The 12,872-nt window shown below is 36.9% G+C and carries 12 protein-coding genes and 2 pseudogenes; 2 read left to right on the top strand and 12 right to left on the bottom strand.

The features are described from left to right. Positions 1-54: 54 nt before the first annotated feature. The 4 genes from BN999_RS09895 to BN999_RS09880 form a co-directional block, all read right to left on the bottom strand. Positions 55-843 carry an EcsC family protein gene (locus BN999_RS09895; protein WP_096271214.1) on the bottom strand — a complete coding sequence of 263 codons (789 nt, stop codon included), beginning with the start codon at positions 841-843 and terminating at the stop codon, positions 55-57. Between the two features lie 279 nt (positions 844-1,122). Continuing rightward, a complete protein-coding gene (locus tag BN999_RS09890) occupies positions 1,123-2,124 on the bottom strand; it encodes an NAD(P)/FAD-dependent oxidoreductase (protein ID WP_096271213.1) in 1,002 nt (333 codons plus the stop codon). Between the two features lie 19 nt (positions 2,125-2,143). Continuing rightward, complete coding sequence (locus tag BN999_RS09885; protein WP_096271212.1) at positions 2,144-3,157, bottom strand: FecCD family ABC transporter permease; 1,014 nt, start codon at positions 3,155-3,157, stop codon at positions 2,144-2,146. Further along, a complete protein-coding gene (locus tag BN999_RS09880; RefSeq protein ID WP_096271211.1) occupies positions 3,154-4,170 on the bottom strand; it encodes a FecCD family ABC transporter permease in 1,017 nt (338 codons plus the stop codon). Before BN999_RS09880 ends, BN999_RS09885 begins: the two co-directional genes overlap by 4 nt. A gap of 102 nt (positions 4,171-4,272) precedes the next feature. Here BN999_RS09880 and BN999_RS09875 point away from each other — a divergent pair, with 102 nt between their 5' ends. Next, the gene (locus tag BN999_RS09875) at positions 4,273-5,226 is read left to right on the top strand and encodes an iron-hydroxamate ABC transporter substrate-binding protein (protein ID WP_096271210.1); all 954 of its coding nucleotides are present in this window, start codon (positions 4,273-4,275) and stop codon (positions 5,224-5,226) included. A 150-nt stretch (positions 5,227-5,376) separates the two neighbouring features. Beyond that, positions 5,377-6,183, top strand: a complete 807-nt coding sequence (locus BN999_RS09870) for an ABC transporter ATP-binding protein (protein ID WP_096271209.1) — start codon at positions 5,377-5,379, stop codon at positions 6,181-6,183. Between the two features lie 124 nt (positions 6,184-6,307). Here BN999_RS09870 and BN999_RS09865 read toward each other — a convergent pair whose 3' ends face one another. The 8 genes and pseudogenes from BN999_RS09865 to queF all read right to left on the bottom strand — a co-directional run bounded on the left by BN999_RS09865 (position 6,308) and on the right by queF (position 12,858). Then, positions 6,308-7,066 carry a hypothetical protein gene (locus BN999_RS09865; protein ID WP_096271208.1) on the bottom strand — a complete coding sequence of 253 codons (759 nt, stop codon included), beginning with the start codon at positions 7,064-7,066 and terminating at the stop codon, positions 6,308-6,310. A 200-nt stretch (positions 7,067-7,266) separates the two neighbouring features. Continuing rightward, positions 7,267-7,683: pseudogene (locus BN999_RS09860) on the bottom strand (LURP-one-related/scramblase family protein); the annotation flags it as partial. A 30-nt stretch (positions 7,684-7,713) separates the two neighbouring features. Next, positions 7,714-7,904, bottom strand: a pseudogene (locus BN999_RS21005) (23S rRNA (pseudouridine(1915)-N(3))-methyltransferase RlmH); the annotation flags it as partial. Positions 7,905-8,150: 246 nt separating this feature from the next. Beyond that, positions 8,151-8,753: a Na/Pi symporter gene (locus tag BN999_RS09855; RefSeq protein WP_096271206.1), complete on the bottom strand. Its 603-nt coding sequence runs from the start codon at positions 8,751-8,753 to the stop codon at positions 8,151-8,153. A 482-nt stretch (positions 8,754-9,235) separates the two neighbouring features. Further along, positions 9,236-9,601, bottom strand: a complete 366-nt coding sequence (locus BN999_RS09850; RefSeq protein ID WP_096271205.1) for a nucleotide excision repair endonuclease — start codon at positions 9,599-9,601, stop codon at positions 9,236-9,238. 6 nt (positions 9,602-9,607) lie between these two features. Beyond that, positions 9,608-10,219: a branched-chain amino acid aminotransferase gene (locus BN999_RS09845; protein WP_176481937.1), complete on the bottom strand. Its 612-nt coding sequence runs from the start codon at positions 10,217-10,219 to the stop codon at positions 9,608-9,610. 151 nt (positions 10,220-10,370) lie between these two features. Continuing rightward, positions 10,371-11,594: a DEAD/DEAH box helicase gene (locus tag BN999_RS09840; protein WP_255247436.1), complete on the bottom strand. Its 1,224-nt coding sequence runs from the start codon at positions 11,592-11,594 to the stop codon at positions 10,371-10,373. Positions 11,595-12,369: 775 nt separating this feature from the next. Then, the gene (queF, locus tag BN999_RS09835; protein ID WP_096271204.1) at positions 12,370-12,858 is read right to left on the bottom strand and encodes a preQ(1) synthase; all 489 of its coding nucleotides are present in this window, start codon (positions 12,856-12,858) and stop codon (positions 12,370-12,372) included. Positions 12,859-12,872: the final 14 nt, after the last annotated feature.

Below are 12,872 nucleotides of genomic sequence, written 5' to 3'. Positions count from 1 at the left end.
AAATTGGAATTCAATATAAATAAATTAGTAACTTCGGATTACTAATGAAAGACTTTAATTCAACCGCTCCATAATCCTCCGCTTCCGATATAGCATTCTCCCTGCCTCTGCAATATCCTTAATAGCAGAACGATTAATAATCGCACCAAATACCAGTCCAGCAATCGGAATCATTTGAAATAACTTCTTCCAGCCAAATTGATCGCGAAAGGTAAAGAAAACTTCCCTCCATCCTTGAAGCTCCGACATGACTAATCGTTTCGTGTCCACTTCTGGATTGTCTAATTTGTCTAGGGTAGTTAAGATAGCCTGTTTGCCAACATAATCCGAGGAGACAAATTGCAATACCTTAACAATATATAAACGTTCTTTTTGATCTGATGGGTCATAACCATAGCAAATGGCAATGTCCTGTAAAGTTTTCAGTTGTAATCCCAAAAGGAAAGGAATATCAATCGCCAGGGTAAAAATTCCGCCAACACCAGTACTAGCTCCCTGTGCCGTAGCTAAGTTCTTTCTGTTTTTTGAGAGATTTTCCGCTGTCTTATCCATGTCTACAATTGGTAATTGATTCACATCTTCTAAGGTTTCAATCTTTTTATCCGGATAATATTCGGTTACTTTAGAGGCAGAGCTTAAATACCTTCCCCCTGTTTGGATGTAGTTTCCGGTTTCATCCAGCATCTCACCAATCTTATTTTGAATAAATGCTGGAGTAAATTTATCAAGTAATTTAAAAGGAAGTCGACCAAGTCTTTCCCAAAACCATAAATCACTTTGGTCTTTTTCCCATTTTTGGATGGTAGCTAATTCTTGCTCGAGCCATTCTTTTGATTCTGTCATGAAGATTGCTCCTTTGATATGTATATAGATTGATGATAGTAATACGGAGTCATTGTTTCTTTCGGTTAAAGATTTATGATACTAGAAGTTGGTGCTTGGTGTTAAGTATTATCTCTACTAGTATTTCCCATTAGGTTAACAAAAAGAATCCATTCTGAACCAAACATTCAAAATGGATTCCTTCTAATTGTAAATTCTTATTTCTACATTACTCTTCCCAAATATATCCTTCCACCAGTGCCAAGGTACCTGTCCCCATGGTCTCTGTCCCCATGACACTTACCGCTTAAACAACTCATAATTAGTAGAAAACAAATGCCCCAACTTCTCATTTGGTGCAATATATTGTTTTGCACTATTAACAGCAATCGGTCCTTCATTAAATCCACCAGCAATTAAACCAAGTTTATTAGGATAGTTTGAAATATCCCCCACCGCATAAATACCAGGTATGGATGTGGACATGGTAGCATCGACTTGAATAGTACCTTCTTCCATGGTCATGCCCCAATCAGCAATCGGACCTAGATTAATATGGAAGCCGTGCGTCACAATTAGATAATCAACTTCCATCTCTTTTCTAGCATTAGTCCCAACATGTTCCATAACCACAGTTGAGAGTTTGTCCTGTTCCTCTTTAAGTTCCACGATTTTGTAGGGATTAAGCACCTCAACCGATGAATTCATCAACCGAGTAATATTACTTTCTATCCCAGTAAATTCGTCTTTTCGGTATATTAAGGTTACCTCCTCGGCAATGGATTCTAACTCATGTGCCCAATCAATCGCACTATTTCCACCACCTGAGATAAGTACTTTTTTCCCTTCATAACTCGCGAGGCTTTTGATGGCATAATGAATACTTTTTTCTTCATATTTATCCGCTAGCGGAAGATCCAATTTCACCGATTTTAATGTCCCGAATCCTGTAGCAAGTATAATGGTTTTAGTATAATGCTTCGCCCCGTTATGACTTGTTAATTCAAACGTACCGTCTTTTAATCTCTTTAAGCCCATTACTTGTTCATTTAACACGATAGTTGGATCGAATGTCATCGCTTGTTCAATCAGATTATCCGTTACTTTCTCACCCGAAAGCTGGGCTATCCCACCGATGTCACGGATAATCTTTTCAGGATAGAAATAAGAGACTTTCCCGCCTAGGAAAGGTAAATATTCAATGATTTTTGTTTTCATTTCTCGCATTCCACTATAAAAGGCGGTAAACAATCCAACTGGCCCACCACCAATTATCGTCACATCAAATAGTTCATTTTTCATGAGACAGTCCTCCTAGAAGTTACGTAGCCTTTAATAATAAATAAATAAAATACGGTGCACTAATGATAGAAACCACAATTCCAACTGGTATCTCTGTCGGTGCTAAAATAACCTTCCCCACTGTATCGGCAGTGATAATCAGTAATGCACCAATAAACATGGATAAGGGAATAATATATTGATGCAAGGGGCCAATTAACTTTCTAGCTATATGCGGCACAATTAGCCCTAAAAAGGCAATTGCACCGCCTGCTGATACAGATGCTCCAGCTAATGCTACAGCAAGTAGGAGTAATATCTGTCTATCCCTCTCAACATTTACTCCTAATCCAGAAGCTAAATCATCCCCCAAGGTTAACACGTTTAACGCATTTACCTTTCGTAAAACAAGTGGAATCAAAATCACAATCCATGGTAGAAATGCCAAGACCGTATTCCAGTTGGCATTCCATATGTCACCAGAAAGCCAAACAGCCACTTGGCGAAAATCTTGAGGATCCATTTTTAATTGAAAAATAGTAATGAATGCAGCGAAACCTGCGTTTATTCCAATTCCGACGAGAATAAGACGAATTGGGCTAACCCCTTTTTTCCATGCCAATATATAAATCAAAAATGCGGCAAATAAGGCACCAATCATAGCTGCAACAGGCATCATCCATATCGAGCTTACAACAAACCCTTCCCTCGATAGAAAAAGATATAGCACCACAGCAAGGCCTGCTCCAGTATTAATTCCCATGATACCAGGGTCCGCGAGCTCATTTTGAGTTATTCCTTGTAAAATGGCACCGGAAACAGCTAATCCAATCCCGATTAGTATAGCTAGAATTATGGCTGGTAAACGAAACTCAAATAACACCAGTTTATTTCGATCCGATCCTTGTTGGAAAATCGTCTCTATTACTTCCTGGAAAGAAATAGAGATAACACCAGTGCGTAAGCTAATAAAAATCATAATGATAATAAGTGCGATTAAAATGAAACTAATCCCAAAGAACTTTCTTTTTTTCGAATTGCTATTCCCACTCATTTGTCCCCACCTCCACTTTTACGAGCTAAATATAAGAAGAATGGAACACCAATTAACGAGGTGATAGCACCGACAGGCGTTTCAAATGGTGCGTTAATGTAACGAGAAACCAAATCAGATAACACAAGTAATAAAGCACCAAATATAGCAGATGAAGGGATAATCCACTTATAATCTGTTCCCATGATAAATCGAGTAATATGTGGCACAATAAGCCCAACAAAACCGACTACTCCAGCAACAGAAACTGCTGCTCCAGTGAGAATAAGAATAGATATGATACCAAGGGCTTTTATTAACAAGCTATTTTGACCTAAATTCGTTGCCATATCCTCTCCTAAACTAAGAACGGTGATAGATTTGGCAAGAAAGAATGCGATTGGCAATCCAATAATTCCTGAAAAGAATAGTATGTTTACAGATGACCAACTGGTACCTGACAACTCACCTGCAAGCCAAAAGCCAACTTCCTTTTCCAGATTAAAATGCAAGGATAGAATGGTAGAAATAGACCTAAGCGTTGTACCAATAGCGACACCTGCTAATGCCAACTTAACTGGGGTTATTCCCCCTTTTGAAAAAGAGCCAATGAAAAGAATAAGCGCAACTGCCAATCCAGCTCCTACAAAGGAAGCAACCGTTAATCCCATGCTGGATATCATTGGAAAAGCTGCTAGCATAATAACTAACGAAAGAGCTGCCCCATCCGTCACTCCGAGTATAGAAGGAGATGCAAGCGGATTTCGGGTCATTCCTTGCATGATAGAACCAGATACCGCTAAAAACGCCCCCACTAATACCGCAGATATTGCCCGTGGTATGCGTATTTCTTGAATAACTTGATGGGAAGTGACATCCGTATCAAAGGAGAAAATGGCACTCCATACCGTTTCGAATGGTATCGAAGTCGAACCATACGAAATAGAAATTACAACTGATAAAATCAGCATTAATAACGCAATACAATTAATGATTGTTTTTAACATGCTTGAATGTTTAATCGTGTTAAGCATAAATTTTCCTCTTTTAATTTAAAGATTTTTACAAATATGTATTGACAGAATAATTGAAAATGATTATCATTATCATGAATTTTACCATAAAGGAGTGTTAAAATGAATAAATTTTTACATAATCGCCTATTTTTATTAATCGTTACCATCGGTTTGATTACGTTCCTAGCAGCGTGTGGAAATAACGATGATTCCACTGCTCCTCAAGATGATACGAAATCATCAGATGTTGTTATAGACTCTTCTAAGGGGGAGTTTACTATCCCTCAAGATACTAAACAGATTCTTGCTCCTTACCATGAAGATACCTTATTGGCACTTGGTGTGAAGCCAGTGGCAAAATGGGCAATTGGGCAGTCCGTCCAAGATTATTTAGAGCCAGAAATGAAAGAACTTCCAACTATTGAATGGAATTTACCATTAGAACAAGTACTAAGTCATGAGCCAGATTTAATTATTCTGGAAAGCAATTTAGACAGCTATGAAGGTAGCTATGATGATTATAACAAAATTGCACCAACTTATGTGATGACAGAAGAAACAACAAGCGATTGGCGTAAACAACTTGAAGTGTTTGGCCAAATACTAGGTAAAGAAGATGAAGCTACACAGGCTATTAAAGAATATGATGATACCGTTGCCGATGCAAAAGCTCAATTAGAGGAAGCGATTGGTGATGAAACGGTAGCCATTATTTGGACCACAGGGGATCAGTTCTTCGTATTTGAGAAAGACCGTCACAGTGCTGAGGTTCTATATTCTGAACTTGGGGTACAAATTCCAACACTTATAGAAGAATTGGGAGAAGCAGCGTTACAGTGGAGCCCTATCTCAATCGAAAAACTTTCGGAATTAGATGCAGACCATGTCATTTTACTAGCTGAAGAAGGAGAACAAGGACTGCAAACATTAGAGAACAGTGACGTATGGAATAGTACTCCCGCAGCACAAAATGGGAATGTATATATCCTGAATGATGCAAGTAATTGGACGAATAAAGGGTTAATTTCTTCAGAGAAAACAATTAAAGACTTATTAGACACACTGGTTAAATAATGACTAAAGCCGTCTCAGATTAATGAGATGGCTTTTTAGCTTGTCCTAATTGAAAACGATTATCATTGACTTACAAGCAAAAAACAAATAGAATAAAAGTAATGAATTAGAATCGGTTTGACTTAATTAGGAGTTTAGGAGGTGAATCATATGGAGACTTTAACTGCTAAAGATTTGACGTTAGGATTCGGAGGAAATGTTATTATCGATGACATTAATCTCGAGATACCAAAGGGGAAAGTATCTGTATTAATCGGTGCAAACGGTTGTGGGAAGTCTACCATATTACGTTCATTAGCCCGTTTATTAAAACCAATGGATGGCACTGTTGTTCTAGACGGAGATAATATTGCCAAAATGAAGACAAAGGAAGTCGCTAAAAAACTGGCTATCCTCCCTCAAACTCCAATCACTCCAGAGGGATTGACTGTTCAAGAACTTGTAAAGTTAGGAAGACACCCATACAGAGGTATTACAAAAAAGTGGTCCAAAAAAGATGATGATGCAGTTGAGCGAGCACTTGAAGTAACGAACATGCTCTCTCTAAAGGATAGACTAGTAGATTCATTATCCGGAGGACAAAGGCAACGAGCATGGATTGCCTTAACTTTGGCTCAAGAAACAGAAATAATTCTACTAGATGAACCAACTACGTATTTAGATATGACACACCAGATTGATGTCCTTGATTTATTATTTGACTTAAACGAAAAAGATGGTCGGACAATTGTAATGGTGTTACATGATTTAAACCTTGCAAGTCGCTATGCAGACCATATTATCGCAGTCAAAGATAAAAAGATTTTTGCACAAGGAAAGCCCGAGGAGATCATCACCAGTGAACTAGTTCATGAAGTATTCCAAATGAGATGTAGTGTAGCTTGTGATCCATTATTTGGTACCCCAATGTGCATTCCATTTGGAAAAGGACGTTGTGTGCTTAATTCTGTGCAATAGTTTGGTAATTTCAAATATACTTCCCTTTAAAAAAAGGAACTTGAAAATAAAAATGGCCACAGACCTTCTATAAGGTTTTGTGGCCACTTTTCTGTTATAGAAATGTTCTTCTTTTTATTACTTATTATTCTTCAGTATGAATTTTTCCATTAAACTTATTTATAAACATTTTAATGTTTAAATCACTATTTACAGCATGATTATATCTTACTATCCAATACCCATTCTCACCATCAACTACTTCAACTAATTCATACCGTTCGTTTTCGTTTTCTATATTCTTTGCCATTTCCCAAGCTTTTTCTTCTGTAATGTCTTCATTTAAACTAGTAATAATTTCTTTATTCGTTAAATCTAGCGTTATACCCATAAAATCTTCAAAACTCATTTCTTCTCCATATTCATTTGTCATCTTTCCTCCAATGAGTACAAATTTGTCTATATCTCCAGTAACATATTCAAAAGTTACAGTAAACTCTTCTTCATCCCCACTTTCAATAACCTTAACCTCATTAGTAGTATGTGGGAATCTATCTCCATCTACATTGTAAAGCTCATATAATAATGCATAACTAAATTCTAAATCAATTTTAGGAAGATTATTTTTTAATTTGAATGATATAGTTAAATTATCCCCATACTCTTTAATATCTCTTACTAATTTTACATCACTAAAAGTAAAATAATCATGTACTACAGGAGAATCCAATGTCTCCTCTACAGTTTTTTCTTCAAAAACTTCTTCAACTTCTTGTTCGGCCTTTTCTCCTATATTTGATTCTTCCTTTTCAGATGAATTAATATCATCATTCTTATCCCCACAACCAACTAAAATTAATCCAAATACAAACAATACACTAACTAATAACGATTTTTTATTCATTTACTGTCTCCCCTGATATATCTATTATTTAATGACACATTATCTTCTTGAAATGCTCTAAAATAATGGCTATTAAAGCTAAGGTTTAATGGGGGATATTTCTCTTTAGCTGTTCTTTCTACCATTACGTTGACAATTCCATATTCCTTCGCCAAGGTATTACTATTCAAATCTCGTAAAATCTAGCAAATTTTCCTTCGTTAAAATGTTGCTCCTGAGGAGGCTGCAGAAGATGATTCATCATCCTTCACACAATCAATTGCGACAACTATCGCAACTATAATCGTTTCCATCTCTTCATTCCATATTTGAACCTCATAGCTATCACCCCAACTGAACCACTTCTTGCTCACCATACCAATTACTTCTCCATGTTGTAACACTTGAAAATCCATATCCCACCAATTGCCTCTAACTTCTAACCCTACTGCATCAATAGAATAGCGAGCTTTAAATAAAGTAAACTCTTTCTTAATGGTTAACACTTCTTGACCATTCACCTCAACATGAAACTTCGGTAAAAAAGTTAGCATCTTTTTCGTAATCCGTGCTACTTCATTGCTTCCGTTATTCATGATGGAGAATGTTTTAGGGATTTTCATAAAACCCCCCTCTAAAGACCCATAAAAAAACATAGTAATTACTTACGTATCATGGCTAATATGCGAAAGAATCCGTTCACCTTCCTTCCGCTTCACTCATATTTTCCAGTAACTTCTCATCGGCTACTTCCACAATATCTACTTTTGCAAAAGCCGACAGCCGCTTAAATACTCCACAAACCCTTGTTTTAAAAATTTAACTTTCAGTTTTTCTTACTGATAATTGTAATTATCATATGCTTACCGTCCTTTTTCATCTTCTGGTATTAGTTTATCAAACTAAGTGGGTTTTAACATTAAATCAATTCAACTCTTAACTGTAGTAATAAGTAGAAGTACATTTTTTAATATCTAGTTATTTAGCACACACAGACCCTTTCAGCTATTAATATAGTATAAAGAATCTCCTAACTCCCGTGAACCATCCTCACCATATAGAAGATGGCTCTAGAGATCCTTACCAATACCATTCTACAGGTATCTTATTTTCGCTCTACATACCAAGACTCGATAAGCATTCGAATATAAGCACCTAGGAAAAACACGAAAGCGGTATCCAACTCGATATGCCAAAGGATCAATAATATGGCAGCAACTCCAATTGCAATTTTCCAAGATCGTAATAATACTCCAAGGAATACCGCGTATACTGGATGCGCACCTATAAATTCGCTAGCCATAGCCATCCATTCCATATCTCCTATTAAAGATGCTAATGTTAAGTGCCCAAATACGGCGCCTATTCCTATAGCTAAACCAAACATCGCCATCCCCGTTTGGCTGATGGTTTCCTTTTTTGTCCCAAATAGAATGGCTCCAATGGATGCCATTTGTATACTTAGAATTTCAACATCTAATGTGAGGAATTCCATGTTAATACTTGTTGTAATGGTGATATCCAATAGGTCCCCAAAGGATTCACTAACCGTTGGAGCTTTCCCTGCAACTAGCCCGATGATGATGATAGAAACAGCAGATTTACTATGGGAAATACTAGCGACGATTTTTTCTAGCAACCCTCTTAATGCTTCCATGTGATAAATACATAGACAAATAGAAAGTGAGATAATCGCTGCTTCTAACAAGTCCTCGCCTCCTTTCCCTTATATCACTACAATATGCAAAGGAAAAGGACATGCTTGGGGGATTATAGTTAGTTTACGGAAAATGTGTGAGAAACTAGAGGCTAATTAGGTTACATATCCCCTTGCCAAAGGAGTAATTTCCAATACTATTAGTTCGTCAAAACGAATACATTAATATGACGACAAAAAAGAGTTGAGGTCCATTAGAAGGATTATATAAGCAGTGTTTCTTATGAATACAGATTTTGGCTAAGGGTTCTACACGAACATGCTCAGTTCATTCATGATTACTGTACCCATCTGAAGAGTTAGACTTTTATATAAAGAAAGGCAGTAGAACTATTAAGTTCTACTGCCCATTTACCTGTAATTACTAAAAACCTGTCTGCTCCTTCACAATGTAGCACCTGGACTGTCCCTATAAATCATCTGTTAAATCTGAAATCTACAGTTCTAAAAAAAGGATATTTACGAAAACAGACTTATTTATAAAACACTTTGTCAACATTGTAATTCGACTTGAGCTGATTAATGATATATGTTTCATAAATCTCCCGTTCCATCGGATCTTCAACTAAACATATATCAATTCTATATACCTCGTCTCTATGCATTTTAATAGGTGAAACAGTACCCTCAAAATGTTTTTTAATTCTTTGGCGTAGTTTCCGTGCTTTTCCAACAAAAAGAAGCTCATCATTTATATTGTAAAATAAGAAAATGCCACCTTTATCTCTTGGTATTAGATGGAAATCAATAAAACCATAAATAGGTTTGATTTCTGGTTCATTTTCCTTCAGATTTTGCTTCCGTTCTGTAATCGTAATATCTGGAGTAGGCAATGCGATAAAACGTTAATTCACGTCCTTGCTTCCTACTTCTATTCTCTCCACTAGTTTAAATATAAATCGATAAATTAACCGATAAGCTTCCTCTAATGACATCTCCTCACTAAACCCTTCCACATAATTCAAGGCAAAATTTAAGTCCCACATGCCATCCTTTGGATTAAAAATCAATTCAAATCTTGCTTCTTCTCCAACTAATTCTTTACTTAAGTTTTCTCTAAGAGATCTCTCAAACTTTTTCTGCATCTGCAATCCTACCATAACGTCATATGTACCAAATACATCACTCACTTCTAACGAAATCGCATCGACGCCGATTAGTTCCAACCAATTCGATTCTAAGTATAGAAATTCATTTTTGTGTTTTTGAAGGTAATCAATGGGTTGTTCTAAGAAAACGAATGATTCTTCAGCTAGCGTTTCCTCAGTTTCTTTATCGCATCTTTCTATGTAAGCATCTAGGAAACGTGTCTTAGGATCTTTTTCTATTAATGTAATGTCATTTGAGATTAATTCATATTTCGTGATCAACTCTTTTTCCTCTTGATATATTTCAACCTTGTGCTTTTCACTCATTGATTCTGATGAAATGTATTGTTTCATTCGTTTATGTAACATTGGTGTGTCCTCCTGAATATGGTGCCTGTCCCCGGTGCCCGTACTGCTTTCGTGCACTTTGGGTCAAACACGCCATTTCATGTTATTCACTCGCTAGCGAGTACGTTTTCTACCTCTGGATGTAGTACCTGAATTGCCTTTCGGTCGATGATTAGTGGGTTGCCGTATTCCCACCTGTTTTTCTACGACCTTCAGAGAACTTTCCTTCTTTTGATTGTTTTCGGCTTACTCTTTCATAATCCTCCCGATCAGGGATGCTTACCCCTTCAATCACTTGTATTTCAAATTTTTGTTGGATCCCCTTTTCAATCATTCGCAGGAACTCCATATCCTTAGGAGCTACTAAAGTAATAGCAACCCCGTCTCCACCTGCACGCCCTGTTCGTCCAATCCGGTGAACATAGCTATCAACATCCTGTGGAATATCATAATTATAGACATGTGTTACCCCTTCTACATCAAGGCCCCGTGCAGCAACGTCAGTAGCAACTAAAAATTGAGTCTTCGCATCACGAAATCGTTTCATTGCTTTCTCACGTTTGGACTGTGTTAAATCACCATGCAATTCATCTGATTCATACCCATTCGCAATCAGTGCATCATGTAGTTTTTTAGCACGAACTTTTGTACGACAAAATATAATTGCTAAAAAAGGACGATGTTCCCCGATTAAATGTAGTAAAGTTGCTTGCTTTCTTCTATCCGTTGTTTCAATGACTACTTGTTTAATCTCATCAACCGTAACACGTTTTGCTTTCACTTCAATGAATTCTGGCTCTACCATATATTTCTTTGCTAAAGAGCGAATTTCGTTAGGCATTGTTGCTGAGAACAGCATGGTTTGTCTAGAAGAAAGTGTTTCATAAATGATGTCGTCTACCTCTGGAAGAAAACCCATATGTAACATTTCGTCAGCTTCATCTAACACTAGCATCTGGACCGTAGAAAGATCGATTGATCCACGACGAATATGATCTAATAACCGACCTGGTGTTGCAACGACTATATGTGTGGCACCTTTTAACTTTTTTAACTGATGCGCCACATCCTGGCCACCGTATACAGCTAACGTATTGATGCCTTCTACATTTTCAACCATTCTCTTTATTTCTTTTGAAATTTGCTGTGCTAATTCTCTTGTCGGGGTTAATATAAGTGCTTGAACATCTGACTTATGCACATCAATCTTTTCCAAAATTGGAAGAACAAAAGCCAACGTCTTTCCTGTTCCCGTTTGTGCTTTTGCAATAACATCCTTCCCTTCAAGTACGGAGGGAATTGTCCGTTTTTGGATGGGAGTAGGAGCTACTATTCCTAATGACTTTAATGTATGGTTAATCTCTTTTCGAATTCCAAGTTGTAAAAAATTTGGCAAGGCTAATCACGTCTCTTTTCGTATATTAATGCCAGTTTGTTTTATTAAAGGCTTGTATACTATAGCATATTGGTTAGTATTTACAGAGTGAATTGGATTATTAATGAAGTATTGGAATGGTTTCCATGCTTAATTCTAAGCAAATTTTGAAGTCCAAGAACCGTCACTTTTATTCACCGAAGGGTAAATAGGGATAAATTCCCTCGGTTTGGTCCTAGGAATCTGTCCTAATGGACCTTTCAATGACAAAAACGAACAAACATTCCTATTTTTGTATGAATAAAAAGAAATGTATGGCTAAAATATAACCATCAACTACATAGTATAGTGGGCGGTTGGCCATCTTCCTTATGAAGGGAGGTGGTAATGATGACGACTTACGAGGCAATAAACTTACTTGTTTAATTCAGCTATTCTTTTATAGCAGGATTAACACTTATAATAACAATCATCGCTATCCTTCTAAATAAAAAGAAGTAACCGCCCCCTGCGACTAGGTTTGGCGATTACTTCTTTTTGAATTACAACTAACTGGTCAACCGCTCTTAGCGGTGAGTGGTTGTGGCATTCGATAGTTGGCGCTATCTGAATGCCTTTTCTAATTATTAGTATAAATTAATATGAATATACCGTCAAACATACAAACTACAAAATGGATATACTTCAAGTCCGACAAAGAGTATGTAAGAAAAAAGGGATGCTTTTTCTGAAAGAAGAAGCATCGGGACGGCTCTCATGCTTATTGTAAAGCACAAGAACCGTTCCTTTGATACAATTACCTATTATCCACCTTCTCCGGATAAAGATCATGCTGCATCAACCTTGTATTAGCCATCTCCTCAAAACTAGTCCCCGGCTTTCCATAATTACAGTAAGGATCAATCGATATACCTCCGCGTGGTGTGAATTTTGCCCACACTTCGATATACCTTGGATCCATCAATTTGATTAAATCTTTCATGATGATGTTGACGCAATCCTCATGATATGCCCCATGATTTCTAAAGCTAAACATATATAACTTAAGTGACTTACTTTCTACCATTCTCTTATCAGGAATGTAAGAGATATAGATGGTTGCAAAGTCTGGTTGCCCGGTCATTGGACAGAGACTCGTAAACTCCGGAATATTGAATTTCACGAAGTAATTATTTTCCTGGTGTTGATTCTCGAATGTCTCTAACACACTCGGATCGTAATCATACTCATATTTCGTATTCTGATTTCCCAATAAGGTAAGGTCTTTTGTATCGCTTGCTTTCATTTTTATTCTCCTCC

It is taken from the genome of Paucisalibacillus globulus (assembly GCF_900184735.1).
Classification (GTDB): domain Bacteria; phylum Bacillota; class Bacilli; order Bacillales; family Amphibacillaceae; genus Ornithinibacillus; species Ornithinibacillus globulus_B.
The sequence above is the reverse complement of the archived record's forward strand: the minus strand, read 5'-3'. Positions and strand labels throughout refer to the sequence as shown.

Excerpts from the sequence above, each read along its gene's own strand:
- BN999_RS09845 (WP_176481937.1), bottom strand. The coding sequence starts at position 10,219 with ATGTTACATAAACGAATGAAACAATACATTTCATCAGAATCAATGAGT.
- queF (WP_096271204.1), bottom strand. The coding sequence starts at position 12,858 with ATGAAAGCAAGCGATACAAAAGACCTTACCTTATTGGGAAATCAGAAT.
- BN999_RS09865 (WP_096271208.1), bottom strand. The coding sequence starts at position 7,066 with ATGAATAAAAAATCGTTATTAGTTAGTGTATTGTTTGTATTTGGATTA.
- BN999_RS09875 (WP_096271210.1), top strand. The coding sequence starts at position 4,273 with ATGAATAAATTTTTACATAATCGCCTATTTTTATTAATCGTTACCATC.
- BN999_RS09870 (WP_096271209.1), top strand. The coding sequence starts at position 5,377 with ATGGAGACTTTAACTGCTAAAGATTTGACGTTAGGATTCGGAGGAAAT.
- BN999_RS09890 (WP_096271213.1), bottom strand. The coding sequence starts at position 2,124 with ATGAAAAATGAACTATTTGATGTGACGATAATTGGTGGTGGGCCAGTT.
- BN999_RS09880 (WP_096271211.1), bottom strand. The coding sequence starts at position 4,170 with ATGCTTAACACGATTAAACATTCAAGCATGTTAAAAACAATCATTAAT.
- BN999_RS09895 (WP_096271214.1), bottom strand. The coding sequence starts at position 843 with ATGACAGAATCAAAAGAATGGCTCGAGCAAGAATTAGCTACCATCCAA.
- BN999_RS09885 (WP_096271212.1), bottom strand. The coding sequence starts at position 3,157 with ATGAGTGGGAATAGCAATTCGAAAAAAAGAAAGTTCTTTGGGATTAGT.